This is a genomic window from Pseudomonas marincola, from assembly GCF_900116605.1.
Lineage (GTDB): Bacteria > Pseudomonadota > Gammaproteobacteria > Pseudomonadales > Pseudomonadaceae > Aquipseudomonas > Aquipseudomonas marincola.
The window spans coordinates 101,967-121,075 of record NZ_FPBC01000010.1 but is presented as its reverse complement, the minus strand read 5'-3'; the positions used below and the strand labels follow the sequence as shown (position 1 = coordinate 121,075).

Below are 19,109 nucleotides of genomic sequence, written 5' to 3'. Positions count from 1 at the left end.
GACGCAGATTTGTTCAGAGAGTTCGATGTTGCGACGGCTGGCATCAAACTTAGCGTGTAGGCGGGTTTGGCAAATAAGACGATTTGCCGGGGAGATAAAAGCAGAAACCCACTCGGGAGTGGGTTTCTGGTGTGCGCAGAGGTTGGAAGCGTAAGGCTTACGCCTGATAGCTGATGTGCCCGTCTACCAGCGTGTAGCGCACGGCGCTCGGCAGGCAGTGGCCCATGAACGGGCTGTTGGCGCCTTTGGAGAACCACGTATCACCGGCCAGTGTTGAGGCGTTCGGGTCGAACAGCAGCACATCGGCGGGTTCACCGGCGGCCAGCCTGCCTGCTGGCAGGCCAAGCGCCTGCGCCGGACCGCTGCTGAGGCGGGCGATCAGCTCTGGCAGTTCCAACACGCCGTCCTGCACCAGGCTCATGGCCAGTGGCAGCATCAGCTGCACGCTGCTGATGCCCGGTTCGGTGGCGGCAAACGGTGCGCGTTTGGCGTCGGCTTCGTGCGGCTGGTGATGGCTGGCGATGGCTTGAATGGTGCCGTCCTTGACCGCCTGACGCAGGCCGTCGCGGTCTGCACGGGTGCGCAGTGGCGGCATAACGTGATACAGGCTGGAGAAGCCGAGCAGCGAATCGTCAGTCAGAATCAGCTGGTACAACGCCACGTCGGCCGTCACTTTGAGGCCGCGCGCTTGTGCTTCGGCAATCAACTGGGCGCCACGGGCGCTGGTCAGTTGGCTGAAATGCGCGCGTACGCCGGTTTGTTCGACCAGCAACAAGTTGCGGGCGAGGGCTACGGTTTCAGCGGACTCCGGGATACCGACCAAGCCGAGGAAGCTGGCGGTCGGGCCTTCGTGGGCGAGGCCGCCTTCTGCCAGATCGTGATCCTGCGAGTGGAAAATCACCGTCAGGTCGAAGGTGGCGGCATATTCCATGGCGCGGCGCAGGGTGCGGTTGTTGCGGAAGCAATCCAGGCCGTTGCTGAATGCCACGCAACCGGCATCACGCAGGGCAACCAGCTCGGCCAGTTGCTCGCCTTCGAGGCCTTTGCTCAGCGCGCCGACCGGGAAGACCTTGGTGTGGCCCGCTTCACGTGCGCGTTCAAGAATCATCTCGGCGACTGCTGGCGTGTCCAGAATCGGCTTGGTGAAGGGTGGGCAGCACAGGCTGGTAACGCCGCCCGCAGCCGCCGCCAGGGTTTCGCTGGCAATGCTGCCTTTGCGGCTGTAGCCGGGTTCGCGCAGCGCTGCGTTCAGGTCAACCAGGCCCGGTGTTGCGATCAGGCCATCAGCTTCGATGGTTTGTTCGGCGTCGAAACCTGCGGGGGCATCACCGATGGCTGCGATCTTGCCGCCTTCGATGTAGATATCGCTGATTTGGTCCAGACCGCTGTTGGGGTCAATTACGCGGGCGCCGAGGATACGGGTACGCATCAGTTCTGCTCCTCGCTTTCTTGATCAATTAATCGCTGGGTTTTCTGGCCGCTCATGGCCATTGAGAGCACGGCCATGCGGATGGCGATGCCGTAAGTGACCTGATTGAGAATCACTGACTGCGGGCCGTCGGCCACCGCTGATTCAATTTCAACGCCACGGTTGATCGGCCCCGGGTGCATGACCAGCGCATCGGGTTTGGCCAGCTTGAGGCGCTGCTCGGTAAGGCCGAACAGGCGATAGAATTCGCCTTCGCTGGGCAGCAGGCCGCCCTGCATGCGTTCGCGTTGCAGGCGCAGCATGATCACTACGTCGACATCCTTGAGCCCGGTGGCCATGTCGCTGTAGGTCGTCACGCCGTATTGCTCGATGCCGACCGGCAGCAAGGTTTTCGGCGCAATCACGCGAATATCCGGGCAACCCAGGGTTTTCAGCGCGAGCATGTTCGAACGCGCAACACGCGAGTGCAGGATGTCGCCGACGATGGCAACCGAGAGATTCTCGAAGCTGCCCTTGTGTCGGCGAATCGTCAGCATGTCGAGCATTGCTTGCGTCGGGTGTGCGTGTCGGCCGTCGCCGCCGTTGATGATGGCGACGTTGGGGCACACGTGCTCGGCAATGAAGTGCGCCGCGCCGGAGTCGCTGTGGCGCACCACGAACATGTCGGCCGCCATCGCCTCAAGATTGCGCAGGGTGTCGAACAGCGACTCGCCCTTGCTGGTTGATGAGGTCGATACGTTGAGACTGATGACGTCGGCAGACAAGCGCTGCGCCGCCAGCTCAAAAGTGGTGCGGGTTCGTGTCGAGTTCTCGAAGAATACGTTGCACACGGTCTTGCCGCGCAGCAGCGGAACCTTCTTTACAGCGCGGTCGCCCACTTCGAGGAACGAGTCGGCGGTATCGAGAATTTCTGTCAGCAGTTCGCGGGGCAAGCCGTCGATGGACAAAAAGTGCTGCAACTGACCGTTGTCATTCAGTTGCAGGGAGCGCTTGGCGTCTAGGGGCGTCATCGCGGGGATCTCAGTTGGCGAGCGATTGCAGCTCGAGGTTAAGCGGTGTTGGGCCGGTCAATTTTACTCGTTGCTGCGCGGGCAGAGACAAGGTGGCGCCGACAATGTCAGGCCGGATTGGCAGGTCATGCGCGGTCAGGTCGAGCAGGCAAACCAAGGTAATACTAGCTGGACGACCGTAATCGAACAGTTCATTCATCGCCGCGCGAATGGTCCGGCCGCTCATCAGTACGTCGTCTATCAGCACCAGATGTTGACCTTCGACGTCGAACGGAAGTTCGGACGGTTTGACTTGCGGGTGCAGGCCGTTCTGGGTGAAGTCGTCGCGGTAGAACGACACATCGAGAATGCCCATCGGCTCAGTGCTGCCGAGGGTTTCCATGAGTGCCTGAGCAACCCAGACGCCGCCCGTGCGGATGCCGATAAAGCGCGGGGTGCTGATTTGTCGCGCATTGAGGTGGCGAATCAGCGCCGTGGCCATTTCCGGCAGCAGTTGTGCAGGTGACGGTAAATTCATATGAAGCTCCTTGATGGCCGAGCGAGCTCAGCCGCAAATATGCGCTTGCATCCAACCTTCGAGTACCAGCGCAGCAGCCAGTGCGTCGACAGGTCGTTCGCGGTAGCCGCTGTTCTGACCTTGCTGCAGGCGTTCGCCCTTGGCGGCGTAAGTAGTCAGACGTTCATCGTGCGTGTGTACCGGCAGATTGAAGCGGCCATTGAGGCGGCGGCCAAACTTTTCGGCGCGCTCGCTCATGTCACTGGGTGAGCCGTCCATGTTCAGCGGCAGGCCCACCACGATTGCATCGGGCTGCCATTCGCGGATCAGCGCTTCGACCTTTTGCCAGTCCGGCACGCCATTTTGCGCTTTTAGCACGCAGAGTTCGCGCGCCTGCCCGGTGATTGGCTGGCCAACCGCAACACCAATCTGTTTGGTGCCGTAATCAAAGCCCAGCAGCAGGCGCAGTGGTTTAGGCTCGGCCATCAGGCGTGTCCAGCTTGCGAGGTGAGCAGGCTCAGGTTGACCCCGAGGTGCGCCGCCGCTGCATCAAGGCGCTGATCGTAAGGCATGTCGAACAGGATGCCGGCATCAGCCGGGCACGTCAGCCAGGCGTTGTCGGCCAGTTCGGCCTCAAGCTGGCCTGCTTCCCAGCCGGCATAGCCCAGGGTGATCAGGTATTTGTCGGGGCCGGTGCCGGCAGCAATCGCAAACAGCACGTCTTGCGAGGTGGTCAGACCCAGCTCGCCGAGGTCTAGAGTGGCCTGAAAATTCAGGCCTACAGGGTGCAGAACGAAGCCGCGATCAGTCTGTACCGGGCCGCCAGTGAAAATTGGCAGGCTTTGGCAGAGTGCCGGCGGCTCTTTTTCCGGGTTCAATTGCTCAAGCACGTCGGCCAGATTCAGGCCGCTGGGACGGTTAATCACCAGGCCCATTGCGCCTTGGTCGTTATGATCGACCAGATACGTGACGGTCTGCGCGAAATTGGGATCGCCCATGTGCGGCATGGCGATCAGGAAGTGGTGCTTGAGATTGCTTGGGCTGGCGTCTTTCATGGGCGTTAGCTTAATACTTGAGCGTGAAGGCTGGAAGCACAACAAACCTCAGAGACGCTACTGCGCGAGGGATTGCGGCGTTGCGCCGCGGCTTAAGCGGCTCAGTTCGCGGTTTAACGCTGAGCGCACGTTCGGTCGAGCGGTGCGAGTTCTCGCCTGCTCGACCGTTGCGCATCAGGGTTCTTGTGACGGTTAGCGGTTCGCGGCTAGTTGCTCTGCAGCCGGTCGCCTTTCTCGAAGCGCCAGGTGCGGATAATTTCCAGCCGGTCAATATCGATCAGGTCGCCGCTGAACGGTGCAAAGGGCGCGGCCAGACGGACGATGCGCATGGCGGCCTTGTCGAGCGTTGGTTGGCCGGATGACTCCAGTACCAGCACCTCGTAGAGCGAGCCGTCACGGTTGATCGAGACCAGCAAGCGCAGGCTGCCGTAAATGCGTTTGCGCCGCGCATCGTCTGGGTAGTTCAGGTTGCCAATGCGCTCGACCTTCTTGCGCCACTGATCCTTGTACCAGGCGCCTTTGTCGCGCATGGTCGAGGCGGCGTTGAGGCGCAGAATCTTCGGGCGCTTGGCGTAGGCCTGAACTTCGTTGGCCAGGTCCGCTTCGAGGCTGGCAATTTCCGAAGACAATTGTTCGCGGTCAAAGCTTGGAGCCGGTTCGTGGCTGGGCGCCGGTTTGGGCTTTTCACGTTTGACAGGGGTTTTCTGCGGCTGCGGCTTCACCGTGGCGACCGCTGCTTTTGGCGCCTCTTTCGGTGCCGGTGGCGGTTTGGCCACGGTTTTCGGCTGCACCTTATTAACCTTGGTGTCCTGGAAAGGCGCCTTTTCGGTGGTTTTCGGCGCGGCCTTGTGTTCCAGCGTGCCGCTGCCTTGCTGATTGTCCTGGGCGAGGAAGTCCGCCTCTTTGGGCTTGGTTTCGCTCTTGAAGGTTGAAAGGGTGATTTCGAGCGTTTTGCTCAGGGTTTCAGGCTCGACCACCGTGAAACCGACCCCGAGGATCACCGCGATATGCAGCACCGCTGCCAGAAAAAGGGTAAAGCCCAGCCGGTCTGCCGGGCTTGCGCCGGCAGGTGGGAGGCTGGGAGTCGGGTCGGTTGCTTTCATTGGCATGTGGCTTGGCTCAGAGTGCCGCGCAGTCTGCCGACTTCGCACCTCGGCCTGCAAGCCTCATGTGCAAAGGTGTTAGCTGGGTCAAGCTTGTGATGACTACTGTGTGGCATTCAGCTTCTTTGCAATCACGTCCATCAGTTGGTCGGCAATGCCTGTGTTATAGGCGGCATCAATTTCACGAATGCAGGTCGGGCTGGTCACGTTGATCTCTGTCAGGTAATCGCCGATCACGTCCAGGCCCACAAACAACAAGCCTTTCTCGCGCAGTGTCGGGCCAATGGCCAGAGCAATTTCGCGGTCGCGTTCGCTCAGCGGTCTGGCCTCGCCACGACCACCGGCCGCCAGGTTGCCACGGGTCTCGCCCTGTGCGGGAATGCGCGCCAGGCAATAAGGTACGGGCTCGCCGTCGATCATCAGAATGCGTTTGTCGCCATCGAGAATCTGCGGGATGTAACCCTGCGCCATGATTTGCTGGGTGCCGTGGGCTGTGAGCGTCTCAAGAATGACTGAAAGGTTCGGATCACCCTCGCGGTGACGAAAAATCATCGATCCGCCCATGCCATCGAGGGGTTTGAGAATGATGTCACGCTGTTCTTTGGCAAACTCGCGCAGAATGTCGGCACGGCGGCTGACAATTGTTGGCGGTGTGAACTGGGGAAACTGCGTTGCAAAGATTTTTTCATTGCAGTCGCGTAGGCTCTGAGGACGGTTGACCACGAGGACGCCATCGGCTTCGGCTTGTTCCAGAAGATAGGTGGTGTACAGGAACTCGTTGTCGAAGGGTGGATCCTTGCGCATCAGGATGACATTGAGGTCAGCCAGAGGCAGGTCCTGCTCCTCGCCCAGTTCGAACCAATGTTCAGGGTCGTTGAATACCTGGAGTGAGCGAAGTCGGGCACGCGCCTGGCCTTTGGCCTGATAAAGGTCCTTTTGCTCCATGTAGAACAGGGACCAGCCACGCGACTCAGCGGCGAGCAGCATGGCCAGTGAGCTGTCCTTCTTGAAGGAGATCTGGGCTATAGGGTCCATGACGATGCCAAGACGAACGGTCATTTAACGGTACTCCGTGTGAGCGGTATGCGCGGGCAGAAAAAGTTGAACAAGTCGCGCCAGAGTGGCGCTGACGAGGCTGACGGTCAAGGAAAAACAGGTTGCACTGTGACGTGTGGATTGCATGAGGAAGAGTGTGCTACAAAGGCCTGACGATCGGGTTGCAGCCCGTCGGTGGCAAGCCTCAGGCACGCTGATGTAACGCAAAAATAATGACTCACCGAGGCGCTAGTAAGCAATCATGGAACAGAATTCCGAGGGTTTAAGGGTGATGGTAATTGACGACTCGAAGACGATTCGTCGAACCGCTGAGACCCTGCTGAAGAAAGTAGGTTGTGAAGTAATCACGGCTGTTGACGGGTTTGATGCCCTGGCCAAGATCGCAGATACACATCCGAGCATTATTTTTGTCGACATCATGATGCCGCGACTGGATGGTTATCAGACCTGCGCCTTGATCAAGAACAACAGTGCTTTCAAGTCCACTCCGGTGATCATGCTGTCGTCCAAAGACGGCCTTTTCGACAAGGCCAAAGGGCGCATCGTCGGCTCTGATCAATACCTGACCAAACCCTTCAGCAAAGAAGAGTTGCTTGGGGCGATCAAAGCACACGTACCGGCATTTGTTCCGGTGGATCAAGCTTCCTGACGTCCAGCCGCAAGGCTGTAGATGTCACTTTATGTATTAGGAATACCATGGCTCGAATTCTGATTGTTGATGACTCGCCGACCGAGATGTACAAACTGACTGCCATGCTCGAAAAGCATGGTCATCAGGTACTCAAGGCAGAAAATGGCGCGGATGGCGTAGCACTCGCTCGTCAGGAAAAACCCGATGCGGTGTTGATGGATATCGTCATGCCGGGCCTGAATGGCTTCCAGGCGACCCGTCAATTGACCAAGGATGCGGAAACCAGTCACATCCCTGTGATAATTGTGACTACAAAAGACCAGGAAACCGATAAGGTCTGGGGTAAGCGTCAAGGGGCCAAGGATTATCTGACCAAGCCCATTGAAGAAGACACCCTGATTAAAACGCTTGCTGCGGTATTGGCCGGTTAATTCCGTGCTGGGCTGACTATAAACAAAATAAGGCCGCGGTTTGCATGTCGGACACACCCTTCCAGCTTCTCTACCAACTTGATCAGCGTTGTCGGGCGCTGGCGGCGGGCCTGCCTTTGCAGCAAGCCCTCGTCCAGACCTGGAGTGGCATTGGCTTTCGTATGGGGGAGCGCTACTTCGTGGCGCCCATGGGCGAGGTCAGTGAAGTGCTGCACGAACCAAGACACACCCTGCTGCCTGGCGTGAAAAGCTGGGTTAAAGGTGTGGCAAACGTGCGTGGGCGCTTGTTGCCGGTTATGGATCTTTGCGCCTACTTCGGCAATGAACTGACCGCGCACCGCAAGCAGCGGCGAGTGCTGGTGGTTGAACATCAGCAAGTGTTCGCCGGCCTCACGGTCGACGAAGTGTTCGGTATGCAGCATTTTCCGGTGGATGCGTTTCGTGAAGAAATGCCGCCGCTGGAAGCGACAATTCAGCCGTTTATCCACGGCGTCTTTCAGCGCGAGCAGCCCTGGCTGGTGTTCAGCCCATATGCGCTGGCGCAAAGTCAGGGTTTTCTTGACGTAGCCTATTAAAAAGATTTTCGGTTGGGTCGGCTTTGCCGGCCTTTTGGCGTTACATGGGAACCGTAGTGCGGTAGGTCCAGGCGGGGGCCAGATAATGAAAAAACAAAACACAGGCAATTTATTGGCGGGTACACGCAGCAGTACATTGATTGCAGGGCTGTTTATCGTCCTGATCGTCTCAATCGTGCTGTTGTTTGCCAACTTCGCATACCTCAACACTCAGGCCAACTACGACACTGAGTACATCAGTGACTCGGGTGAGCTACGGGTTCTTTCGCAACGTATCGCCAAGAACGCCACCGAGGCGGCGGCGGGTACACCGGCTGCGTTCGGTTTGCTGCGCGATGCACGCAACGACTTCTCCAAGCGCTGGAGCAACCTGACTGACGGCAACCCCGAGACCGGCCTGCCTCCAGCACCGGAAGCGGTCGCCGGGCAAATGGCGGCTGTGCAGCAGGATTGGGACACGCTGAAGAAAAACACCGACGCCATTCTGGCCAGCGAACAGACAGTACTGTCGCTGCACCAGGTAGCGGCGACGTTGGCCCAAACCATTCCGCAGTTGCAGGTTGAGTACGAAGAAGTCGTCGACATTCTTCTGCAAAGCGGCGCACCGGCGGCTCAGGTTTCGGTCGCTCAGCGTCAGTCGCTGTTGGCAGAACGTATTCTCGGTTCGGTTAACAAGGTACTGGCCGGTGATGCCGACTCGGTACAAGCCGCCGACATGTTCGGTCGCGACGCCAGCCTGTTCGGTCGCGTATTGAAAGCCATGACCGACGGCAACCAAGCCATGGAAATCACCCGGGTTAGCGACCGCGAAGCACTGGATCGCCTTGGTGAGATTTCTGAGCTGTTCGAATTCGTTTCCGGTTCGGTGGATGAGATTCTCGAAACCTCGCCAGAACTGTTCCAGGTTCGTGAGTCGGCCAACACCATCTTCAGCGGTTCGCAAACCCTGCTCGATAAGGCATCCGACCTGTCGCAAGGCTTCAACAACCTGCAGAGCGCCCGTTCGTTCAATACTCTGATCGGTTATGTGCTGGGTGCTCTGGCACTGGGCTCGATCATCCTGATCGGTATCGTCATGGTTCGCTCGACCAACCAGCGACTGGCTGAAACCGCCGAGAAAAACGAACGTAACCAGGCGGCGATTTTGCGTCTTCTCGACGAAATTGCTGACCTCGCAGACGGTGACTTGACGGTAGCGGCAACGGTAACCGAAGACTTTACCGGTGCGATTGCCGACTCCATCAACTACTCGATCGACCAGCTGCGTGATCTGGTAGCGACCATCAACCTGACCGCCGTTCAGGTAGCCGGTGCTGCTCAGGAAACCCAGTCGACAGCCATGCATCTGGCTGAAGCATCCGAACACCAGGCGCAGGAAATTGCCGGTGCATCGGCGGCGATCAACGAGATGGCGGTGTCGATTGACCAGGTATCGGCTAACGCCTCCGAATCTTCTGCGGTAGCGGAACGTTCGGTAGCCATCGCCAACAAGGGTAACGAGGTGGTGCACAACACCATCACCGGCATGGATAACATCCGTGAGCAGATCCAGGACACCTCGAAGCGTATTAAGCGCCTCGGTGAATCGTCCCAGGAGATTGGTGACATCGTTAGCCTGATTAACGACATTGCCGACCAGACCAACATTCTCGCCCTTAACGCTGCAATTCAGGCCTCCATGGCCGGTGATGCAGGCCGAGGCTTCGCCGTAGTAGCGGACGAAGTACAGCGACTGGCGGAACGTTCATCGGCTGCAACCAAGCAGATCGAGGCACTGGTTAAGACCATTCAGACCGACACCAACGAGGCTGTTATCTCGATGGAGCAAACCACGTCTGAAGTGGTACGTGGAGCACACCTGGCGCAAGACGCTGGTGTGGCACTGGAAGAGATTGAGAAAGTATCCAAGACCCTCGCGGCCTTGATTCAGAACATCTCCAACGCTGCCCGCCAGCAGGCTTCTTCGGCGGGTCATATCTCCAACACCATGAACGTGATTCAAGAGATCACCTCGCAGACCTCGTCCGGTACCACGGCTACTGCTAAGAGCATTGGTAATCTGGCGAAGATGGCCAGTGAGATGCGTAACTCGGTTTCTGGCTTCACCCTGCCAGAAGGTGAAGAGGTATAAGCCTCGACCGAACCGGGTATCGGTGCAGCCCTATGAGCGAGAGCCACGTCATGCAGTCACGTGTCTGGTCCTTACAACCCTTGGCGGTTATGACCGCCAAGGAGTTTCAAGACTGGCAGGCTTTGCTGGAAGAGCGGGTTGGCATTGTTCTTAACGAGCAGCGCCGATCCTTCCTGCAGACCAATCTCGCGACGCGCATGCGTGAAGTGGGTGTGGCTGATTATGCGACCTATTATCAGCAGGTTACGGATGGACCGCGCGGCGCAGTCGAGTGGTCGCATTTGCTCGATCGGCTGACTGTTCAGGAAACCCGTTTCTTTCGTCACCCGGCGTCTTTTGCGACGCTCGAAAGCTATTTGCAGCAGCGTCAATCGGCAGGTCTGAACAAACCACTGAACTTGTGGAGTGTCGGTTGCTCGAGTGGTGAAGAAGCCTATTCGATGGCGATGGTGGCCAGCCAAGTGTTGAGTGGCACGGAGCAGGCCGGACAGTTTGCTGTGACGGCTACTGATATCAGCATGAGTGCGCTGGCCAAGGCGCGTGAGGCGGTTTATTCGGCGCGCAGGCTTGAGCAGGTAAGCACTGAGTTGCGCGAGCAGTTTTTCACGACCGAGGCAGAGGGTCGTTACAAAGTTATCCCGGCACTGGCGGCAAGGGTGTGCAGCGCCCGGCTCAATGTGCTGGACCAGGCGAAAGCGCCAATGTCTGGAATGGACGTCATTTTTTGCCAGAACTTATTGATCTATTTTCGTCGCTGGCGCCGTCGCGAGATTCTTAATCGACTCGTGGAGTGCCTGGCACCCGGTGGTTTGTTAGTGATTGGTGTAGGCGAAATGCTTGATTGGCAGCACGCAGATTTGCAGGCGCTGGCCGATGAGCGAGTTTTGGCATTTACCCGTAGAGCCTAATTTATGAGTGATCGGCACGACTATGTTGCCCTGGAATGGGTAAAAGGCGAAATCGCAGAAACCCTCAAGCAGGCCCGTCAGGCCCTTGAAGGTTATGTCGAGAATCCGCAGGACCCCACGCGGATGCGCTTCTGCCTGACCTATATCCATCAGGTGCAGGGCACCTTGCAGATGGTCGAATTCTACGGTGCAGCGTTGCTCGCCGAAGAAATGGAGCAGCTCGCCCAGGCATTGATGGACGGTCGTGCGAGCAATCAGGGCGAAGCCCTTGAAGTGCTGATGCAGGCTATTTTGCAGTTGCCGGTTTACCTCGACCGCATCCAGACGGCTCGCCGCGATCTGCCAGCCGTGGTGTTGCCATTACTCAACGATTTGCGCTCGGCACGCGGCGAAAAGCTGCTGTCGGAAACCAGCCTGTTTGCCCCCGACCTGTCGACTCACGCGCAGCCGCTTTCTGCGCAGGCGCTGGCGGCAATTGACGCCGGCGAATTCACTCAATTGCTGCGCAAGTTGCGGCAGATGTTGCAGTTGGCACTGGTTGGGGTTTTCCGCGATCAGGACATGCCAACCAATCTGGGTTACATGGCGCGGGTTTTTGCCCGCCTCGAAGTACTCTGCAAGGATTCCCCGCTGGGTGATCTCTGGCCCATCGCCTCGGCAGTGGTCGAAGGTCTGGCCAGCGGCGACATCAGCAATGGCTCGTCGGCGCGCATGTTGTTGCGTGAAGTCGACAAAGAACTCAAGCGTCTCTTCGAAGAGGGGCCGGCCGGGATGAATCAGGCGGCGCCTGATGAACTGACCAAGAATTTGCTGTTCTATGTGGCCAAGATCCAGCCCAACGCGGCACTTGGCGCCGCCCCGCGGGCGGATACACCGAAGATCAATGCGGTTAAATCGCGCTATGGTCTTAGCGACGCATTCCCGGATACCGCCACGGTGGATCAGGAACGAGCGATTCTGGCAGGCCCAGATCGTGACGCCATGCGTTCGGTGGTGGGCGCGTTGTGTGAAGAGCTGGTGCGGGTCAAAGACAGCCTCGATCTGTTCGTGCGCAGCGACCGTGCACAGGTCGGCGAGCTTGTCAGCCTCAAGCCTGCGCTCAAGCAGGTAGCCGACACCTTGGCCGTGCTTGGCTTTGGCCAGCCGCGCAAAGTCATCATTGATCAGATTGAAGTGATCGAAGCGCTTGCGCAGGGCAGCCGCGCGCCCAGCGATCCGGTGTTGATGGATGTGGCGGGTGCGCTGCTGTACGTCGAGGCTACGCTCTCGGGCATGGTCGGGCCCAGCAACGAAACACTCAACGAGACCAGCCAGCTACCGGTTAACGATATCGGCCAGATTCATCAGGTCGTCATCAAGGAAGCACGCAACGCGCTGGAACAAGCCAAAGACGCGATCATCGAATTTATCGCCTCGCAGTGGAACCATGAATATCTGGCGCGCGTGCCCGAGCTGTTGAATCAGGCGCGTGGTGCGCTTTCGATGATCCCGCTGGACCGTGCTGCGCAGTTGTTGAGCGCCTGCAATCAATACATCGAAGAGCAACTGCTGGCGCGCAAGAGCGTGCCCAACTGGCAGGATCTCGACACCCTGGCCGACGCCATCACCAGCGTCGAATACTACCTTGAGCGCCTCAATGATGATCACTCGACCCAGGGTGAGCTGATTCTGGATGTCGCCGAGGAAAGCCTGCAATCGCTGGGCTACTCGCTCGGCACGCCATTGCTGGCGGCGCAGGCGCATGCGGCGGAGATCAAACCGGATGCCGCGTGGCTCAACCCGCTTGATGAAATTGAGGTGCTCAACGAGGCGGATGATCAGCCGCTGGAGAGTGATGAGAGCGAGTTGCTGCTCGATGAACCTGTCGCGCCAACGGAAGAGCTTATCGAGCTGAGCGGGTTTGAAACACTTGAAGAGCTGGACCTGAGCGACATCGAGCCGCCTGCTTCGGAAGAGGAAGGTTTCTCCCTGCCGGTGCTGGAACTCGATGAACAGCCGCTGCCGCTCGATGAGTCTCAGCCGCTGAGCATTGATCAATTCGATAACCCGCTGCAGTGGGATGAAGCCGAGTTGGCGTCTATGCAACTGCCGGATGTGCAGCTGCCACGCGCACCGCAACCAGCAGACGAAGCGCCGGATAGCGAGAAAACCGTCACCATGGCGGATGTCCTGGCTACTCCGACGCAGGCCATTAATCCGCCGGCGTCCGATATTCCGCTGAGCCTGTTGGCGCCGCCCGCCGATGAAGAGCCTGTTGATGAAGAGTTGCTGGAAGTCTTCATCGAAGAAGCTGGCGAGGTGCTGGAAACCATCGCCGAGTACCTGCCCAAATGGCAAGCCGACAGCAATGACAGCGAGGCACTGGCTGAATTGCGCCGGGCTTTCCATACGCTCAAAGGCAGCGGCCGCATGGTTCGCGCGTTGGTCATTGGCGAGCTGGCGTGGTCGATTGAAAACATGCTCAATCGCGTGCTCGACCGCAGCATTGAACCGAACAAAGATGTACAGCAGGCCGTGGTCAGCGTTGTTGAGGTGATGCCCGAACTGGTCGGCGAGTTTGCCGACAGGCGCCAACGTCAGCGCGACGATGTGGATGCGCTGGCCGCCAACGCACACGCACTGGCGAAAGGCTTGCCTGCGCTGATTCAAGATATAGAACTGACTCCGCCGGCGGAAACCGTTGCCGATCAGCCTGCAGTCGTTGACGCTGAGGAAGAGCCGCAAGACGCGCCTGAGTTTGATCTGCAGGAAATTGAGCTGGATGCCTCCAGCGCGCCAATGCCTGAGCAAGCTGAGCCGGACGAGCAGGCCGCGTCCCGCGCGGAAGCTCTCGATCCGCAACTGCTCGAAATATTCCGCAACGAGGCGCAAGCGCATCTCGACACCCTGGAGCAGTTCCTCGCCGATTGCGCGCGTGAAGTGCCGCAGCCGGTGACAGATGATTTGCAGCGCGCCATGCACACGCTCAAGGGCAGCTCCTACATGGCAGGCATTCTGCCAGTTGCGGAGATTGCCGCGCCGCTTGAGAAAATGCTCAAAGAGTTCAAGGTCAATCTGATCGAACTGGACATGGCCGATGCCGAGTTGCTGACCCGCGCGGGCGAACTGTTCCGGCTCGGTCTGGCGCAACTCGACAGCGATCCGCTGGCCGAATTGCCGGGTGCCGCTGAGTTCATCGAACGTGCTCAGCAACTGCATCAGGAACGCCTGAATGCGGCGCAGCTCAACCAGCCGACTTCGGCGGAAGGTGAGGCGCGCGATCCGCAGTTGATCAATATCTTCCTCGCGGAAGGTATGGACATCCTCATGGATGCCGAGAAGCTGTTGCAGCGCTGGCGCGAACACCCGGCCGAGCGTCAGGAGCTGACAGCTCTGCTGGATGAATTGACCACGCTGGGCCGTGGCGCCGAAATGGCAGAACTGCCGCAGATTGATGAGCTCTGTGAAGCCCTACTGGATCTGTACGGCGCGGTGGAAGAGAGCAGCCTTGCTGTGAGCGAGCGCTTCTTCTGCGAGGCCGAACAGGCCCATGAAGCGCTGATGAATATGATGGATCAAGTCGCGGCTGGCTTGCAGGTCAGCAGTGAACCGCAACGTGTTGCAGCGCTGCGTGAATTGCTCAATGAAGGCCTGAGCCCGGATGCCATCGGCCTGGTTTCGCCAGCGGGCGAGCAGGGCGCACAGGTGATAGAGCTGGACACCGCGACCCGCGACCTCGCCGACTTGCAAGAGCAAGAGCAAGAGCAAGAGCAAGAGCAAGAGCCAGCTAGCGTGGCGCAAGCGCCGGTTGAAGCGGTTGCAGACGCCAGCATGCTCGATGACGAGATGGTCGAGATCTTCCTCGAAGAGGCGCAAGACCTGCTGGAAAGTGCCGGCCAGTCACTGCAAACGTGCCTCACCGAAGGCCCGGACAAAGATGTGCTTGGCTCATTGCAGCGCGATTTGCACACCCTTAAAGGCGGCGCGCGGATGGCGCAGATCGCCCCTATCGGCGATCTCGCCCACGAGCTTGAGTTCATCTACGAAGGCATGCTCGACGGCCGCTTCAGCTACTCGAAAGCCCTGGATGAACTGCTCACGCAGTGCCATGACCGCTTGCAGCAGTTGGTTGATCAACTGCAAACCCGCGCGCCAATGTCTCAGCCAGACGCGCTGATCGAGGCCTTGCAGAATTACCGTTCAGGCACTACGCCAGAAGCGCCCGAATCGCCTGTGCAAGATGATCAAGACCCATTAACTCCTGATGTGCAGGTTTCGGACGTGGAAGTGATGGGCGCCACTGCGTCGGGCGTCGATATACCAGACGTCACCGCGCCGATCGCCGAAACACCGGATGAACCAGTCCCGGCGCCTGAACCGCAATACTCAGCATCAGCTAACACCGTGACGCTCGACCCAGATCAGGACAGCGAACTGGTCGAAATCTTCCTCGAGGAAGGCTTCGACATCATGGACAGCGCCGGTGCCTCGCTGCAGGACTGGATGAGCCAGCCAGATAACAGCCTGGCGCTGGAGTCGCTGCAACGTGATCTGCACACCCTTAAAGGGGGCGCGCGAATGGCAGAGATCAGCCCGGTTGGCGATCTCGCCCACGAACTTGAATTCCTTTATGAAGGTCTCGCCGGTGGTCAGCTACGCGGCAGTGAAGGGCTGGTAGGTCTGCTGCAGAGCTGCCATGACTCACTCTCGGACATGCTCGAAGCCGTGCGTGAACAGCGCCCGGTGCCGGATGGCTTGCAGCTGATTGCCGCTATCAAGCATTACCGCAGCAATCCGGATGAGCTGGTCAGCGTGCCGTCTGCGATAAAGCTCACACCGCAGGCACCGCAGGCACCGCAGCCAGTTCCGGCGGGCGAGAGCGACGATATTCTCGATATCTTCCTCGAAGAGGCGGACGACCTGCTCGAAAACATGAGCGAGGCGATTGCCCGTTGGGACGGTGGCCGCGATATCAGCGCCTCGATCGACGATGTCATGCGTATTCTGCACACCCTCAAAGGGGGCGCGCGGCTTGCCGGTCAGGCCGCATTAGGCAACCTGGCCCATGATCTCGAACAGCATTTGAGTGATGCACAGCAGCAAGGCGAACCGTGGCCCGAGAGTCTGTTGATTGATGCTCAGTCCGGCTTCGATGGCTTGCAGGCCGAGGTCGAGCAGTTGCGCAGTCAGCTCGATCAAGCGGATCAGGTCAACAATCCGCCAAGCGAGCCTGTTGCGCCTTCGAGTCCGGCGCAGGACGCAGTAGATCTGCCAATAGTGGCTGTGAGCAAGCTCAAGACCGAGCCGGCACCTGCATCCGTCTTGCCATTTGTGCGTCGCAGCCAGCAGGCCGCGCTTGAAGAAACTTCGCGGCGAGCGCCACAGGAGTTCGTCAAAGTTCCGGCCGATCTGTTGGAGCAGTTGGTCAACCTGGCCGGTGAAACCTCGATTTTCCGTGGCCGGGTAGAGCAGCAAGTCAGCGATTTCAGTTTCACCCTGAGCGAGATGGACGCAACCATCGACCGGGTGCGCGATCAATTGCGGCGTCTGGATACCGAAACCCAGGCGCAAATCATCAGCCGTTATCAGGTAGATGCAGAGCGTTCCGGTTACGAAGATTTCGACCCGCTGGAAATGGACCGCTATTCGCAGTTGCAGCAGCTTTCACGGGCACTGTTCGAGTCGGCATCCGACTTGCTCGACCTCAAGGAAACGCTGGCGCAACGTACCCGTGACGCCGAAACGCTGCTGTTGCAGCAGGCGCGGGTTAACACCGAATTGCAGGAAGGCCTGATGCGTACGCGCATGGTGCCGTTCGACCGTCTGGTGCCACGTTTGCGGCGCATTGTGCGGCAGGTGTCTGGCGAGCTGGGCAAACAGGTCGAGTTCATTGTGGGTAACGCCGACGGTGAAATGGACCGTACCGTGCTTGAGCGCATCGTTGCGCCGTTGGAGCACATGCTGCGCAACGCCGTTGACCACGGTGTCGAGACGGTTGAGAAACGTCGGGCGGCTGGCAAGAGCAAGCAGGGCACAATTCGTTTGAATCTGGCCCGCGAGGGTGGCGATATTGTCATTAGCTTGTCTGATGACGGCGCCGGTATCCAGTTGCCAGCGGTCAAGCGCAAGGCTGTCGAGCGCGGCCTGATGGACGAGGATGCTGACCTCAGCGATTACGAAATACTGCAGTTCATCCTCGAGCCGGGTTTCACCACAGCCGAGCGCGTCACGCAGATTTCCGGTCGTGGCGTGGGCATGGATGTGGTGCATTCCGAGGTGAAACAACTGGGCGGCTCGATGAGCATCGAGTCCACCCTCGGTGTGGGCTCCACCTTCCTGATTCGCCTGCCATTCACCGTGTCGGTTAACCGCGCGCTGATGGTGCTGTCCGGCGAAGACCTGTACGCCGTGCCGCTGAACACCATTGAGGGCATCGTGCGGGTTTCACCTTACGAGCTGGAAGCCTACTACGCCCCGGATGCGCCGCGTTTCGAGTACGCCGGGCAGGCGTATCAGTTGCGCTACATCGGTGACCTGCTGAATAACGGTCAGCAACCGAAGCTGGTCGGTCAGAGCCTGCCGCTGCCAGTGATTCTGGTGCGCTCCAACGAGCACGCGGTCGCGATTCAGGTCGACTCGCTGGCGGGTTCACGGGAAATCGTGGTGAAGAGCCTCGGGGCTCAATTCGCCGGAGTTCACGGAATTTCCGGTGCCACCATTCTCGGTGATGGCCGCGTGGTGGTGATTCTCGATCTGCTGGCGACTATCCGTGCGTTGCACGCGCATCAGCTGAGCAACTCGCCGCGTCGCGTCAGCCAGGTGTTGAGCGCCGAAGAGATAGAGAGCGAGCGGCCGACATTGGTCATGGTGGTCGACGATTCAATTACCGTGCGCAAAGTTACCAGCCGTCTGCTAGAACGCAATGGCATGAACGTGTTTACCGCCAAAGACGGCGTCGATGCGATTTCGCTGCTGCAAGAGCGCAAGCCGGATATCCTGCTGCTGGATATCGAAATGCCGCGCATGGATGGCTTTGAGGTCGCCACGCTGGTGCGTCACGATCCGCGCCTGCAGGATTTGCCGATTATCATGATTACCTCGCGTACGGGTGACAAACACCGTGAGCGAGCGCTTGGCCTTGGGGTGAACGAATACCTCGGCAAGCCCTATCAGGAGTCTGTGTTGCTGGAGCATATCCAGCGCCTGGCAGGTGACCGGTCGCAGACCGGCCGGGGTGCCATTGATAACGTTACGGATATGCTGACATGACCGGACAACCTTCCGCACGGATAGCGGTAATCGCCGACACCTCGCTGCAACGCCATGTGCTGCAACAAGCACTCACCGGCTTCGGCTATCAGGTCGTGCTCAACAGTGATCCGGCCAAGCTGGACGATGCGGCGCTGGCCGCGTGCGAGGCGGATTTGTGGCTGGTTGATCTGGCGCAAACCGAAGACTCACCGCTGGTTGACGATTTGCTGGAACGCACCGAAGCGCCGGTGTTGTTCGGTGAAGGTCATGCGCCGGAGCGTCACAGCGATAACTACCCGCGCTGGGAGCGTCTGCTGTTCGGCAAGTTGCAAAAACTGGTCGGCAACCCTTCGCAAGGTGTTGGCGATGATTTGCAGGCCTTGCTTGAAGACAGCCCGCGTCCGGCCCGGCTGGAGTTACCCAAAGCCTTGGCGAGCACGCCGCTGCAAGTCGGTGAGCCTGCGCAGCAAGTCTGGCTGCTGGCCGCATCGCTGGGTGGCCCGGAAGCGGTTAAAGCCTTTCTTGATGCATTGCCCGGCGGTTTGCCTGTGGCATTTCTTTACGCACAACACATTGATCCCAGTTTTGAGTCGGTGCTGCCGCAAGCGGTTGGCCGGCACAGCCAGTGGCGGGTCACCAATGCCCGGCACGGCGATTCACTGCGCTGCGGCGAAGTGGTTGTGGTGCCAATCAAGCATGAGCTGAGTTTCGCGGCCGACGGCAGCATGGATATCACGTCACGCAGTTGGCCTGAACCGTACAGCCCGTCGATCGACCAGATGATGCTCAATCTGGCCGGACAATATGCGGCGTTGAGCGGCGCCATCGTATTCAGTGGCATGGGCAGCGATGGCAGTGCCGCGGCCGCGTACATGCAGCGTCAGGGCGGTTTGATCTGGACGCAGCGCGGCGACAGTTGTGTGTGCCCGAGCATGCCGGACAGCCTGCGCGAAGCCGGTTACAGCAAACTCAGCGCCTCGCCGCGTGAGTTGGCCAGCGCGCTGGTGGACCATCTGGCCGAGCAATGCAGTTAATCTGGGCCTGAGCCTAATAG

At 59.1% G+C, this 19,109-nt stretch carries 14 protein-coding genes; 7 read left to right on the top strand and 7 right to left on the bottom strand.

Translation table 11 applies throughout. The annotated features are described in order from the left end of the window. Positions 1 to 157 precede the first annotated feature (157 nt). From BM395_RS16415 to gshB, 7 genes are all read right to left on the bottom strand, one after another. A complete protein-coding gene (locus BM395_RS16415) occupies positions 158 to 1,429 on the bottom strand; it encodes a dihydroorotase (protein WP_090513809.1) in 1,272 nt (423 codons plus the stop codon). Continuing rightward, the gene (locus BM395_RS16410; RefSeq protein ID WP_090513806.1) at positions 1,429 to 2,439 is read right to left on the bottom strand and encodes an aspartate carbamoyltransferase catalytic subunit; all 1,011 of its coding nucleotides are present in this window, start codon (positions 2,437 to 2,439) and stop codon (positions 1,429 to 1,431) included. The genes BM395_RS16415 and BM395_RS16410 overlap by 1 nt, the downstream gene beginning before the upstream one ends. 10 nt (positions 2,440 to 2,449) lie before the next feature. Continuing rightward, positions 2,450 to 2,956, bottom strand: a complete 507-nt coding sequence (pyrR, locus tag BM395_RS16405; RefSeq protein ID WP_069902454.1) for a bifunctional pyr operon transcriptional regulator/uracil phosphoribosyltransferase PyrR — start codon at positions 2,954 to 2,956, stop codon at positions 2,450 to 2,452. Between the two features lie 27 nt (positions 2,957 to 2,983). After that, positions 2,984 to 3,421, bottom strand: coding sequence for a Holliday junction resolvase RuvX (gene ruvX, locus BM395_RS16400; protein WP_069902455.1), 438 nt, complete (start codon positions 3,419 to 3,421; stop codon positions 2,984 to 2,986). Beyond that, a complete protein-coding gene (locus BM395_RS16395) occupies positions 3,421 to 3,990 on the bottom strand; it encodes a YqgE/AlgH family protein (RefSeq protein WP_090513801.1) in 570 nt (189 codons plus the stop codon). The genes ruvX and BM395_RS16395 overlap by 1 nt, the downstream gene beginning before the upstream one ends. Before the next feature lie 206 nt (positions 3,991 to 4,196). Further along, positions 4,197 to 5,093 carry an energy transducer TonB gene (locus tag BM395_RS16390; RefSeq protein ID WP_069902658.1) on the bottom strand — a complete coding sequence of 299 codons (897 nt, stop codon included), beginning with the start codon at positions 5,091 to 5,093 and terminating at the stop codon, positions 4,197 to 4,199. 102 nt (positions 5,094 to 5,195) lie between these two features. Beyond that, entirely contained in the window at positions 5,196 to 6,152 is a 957-nt protein-coding gene (gshB, locus tag BM395_RS16385) for a glutathione synthase (protein ID WP_069902457.1), read from the bottom strand. 238 nt (positions 6,153 to 6,390) lie between these two features. Here gshB and pilG point away from each other — a divergent pair, with 238 nt between their 5' ends. The 7 genes from pilG to BM395_RS16350 all read left to right on the top strand — a co-directional run bounded on the left by pilG (position 6,391) and on the right by BM395_RS16350 (position 19,089). Beyond that, positions 6,391 to 6,798, top strand: a complete 408-nt coding sequence (gene pilG / locus BM395_RS16380) for a twitching motility response regulator PilG (protein WP_069902458.1) — start codon at positions 6,391 to 6,393, stop codon at positions 6,796 to 6,798. 47 nt (positions 6,799 to 6,845) lie between these two features. Next, on the top strand, positions 6,846 to 7,211 hold the full coding sequence (gene pilH / locus BM395_RS16375; protein ID WP_090513799.1) for a twitching motility response regulator PilH: 366 nt from the start codon (positions 6,846 to 6,848) through the stop codon (positions 7,209 to 7,211). A gap of 44 nt (positions 7,212 to 7,255) precedes the next feature. Next, a complete protein-coding gene (locus BM395_RS16370; protein WP_069902460.1) occupies positions 7,256 to 7,786 on the top strand; it encodes a chemotaxis protein CheW in 531 nt (176 codons plus the stop codon). 85 nt (positions 7,787 to 7,871) lie between these two features. Continuing rightward, positions 7,872 to 9,917 carry a methyl-accepting chemotaxis protein gene (locus BM395_RS16365; protein WP_069902461.1) on the top strand — a complete coding sequence of 682 codons (2,046 nt, stop codon included), beginning with the start codon at positions 7,872 to 7,874 and terminating at the stop codon, positions 9,915 to 9,917. Between the two features lie 50 nt (positions 9,918 to 9,967). Further along, a complete protein-coding gene (locus BM395_RS16360; protein WP_090513796.1) occupies positions 9,968 to 10,825 on the top strand; it encodes a CheR family methyltransferase in 858 nt (285 codons plus the stop codon). 3 nt (positions 10,826 to 10,828) lie between these two features. Next, positions 10,829 to 18,073, top strand: a complete 7,245-nt coding sequence (locus BM395_RS16355) for a hybrid sensor histidine kinase/response regulator (protein WP_090513793.1) — start codon at positions 10,829 to 10,831, stop codon at positions 18,071 to 18,073. Beyond that, entirely contained in the window at positions 18,070 to 19,089 is a 1,020-nt protein-coding gene (locus BM395_RS16350; protein WP_069902464.1) for a chemotaxis protein CheB, read from the top strand. The genes BM395_RS16355 and BM395_RS16350 overlap by 4 nt, the downstream gene beginning before the upstream one ends. The last annotated feature ends 20 nt before the right edge of the window (positions 19,090 to 19,109 follow it).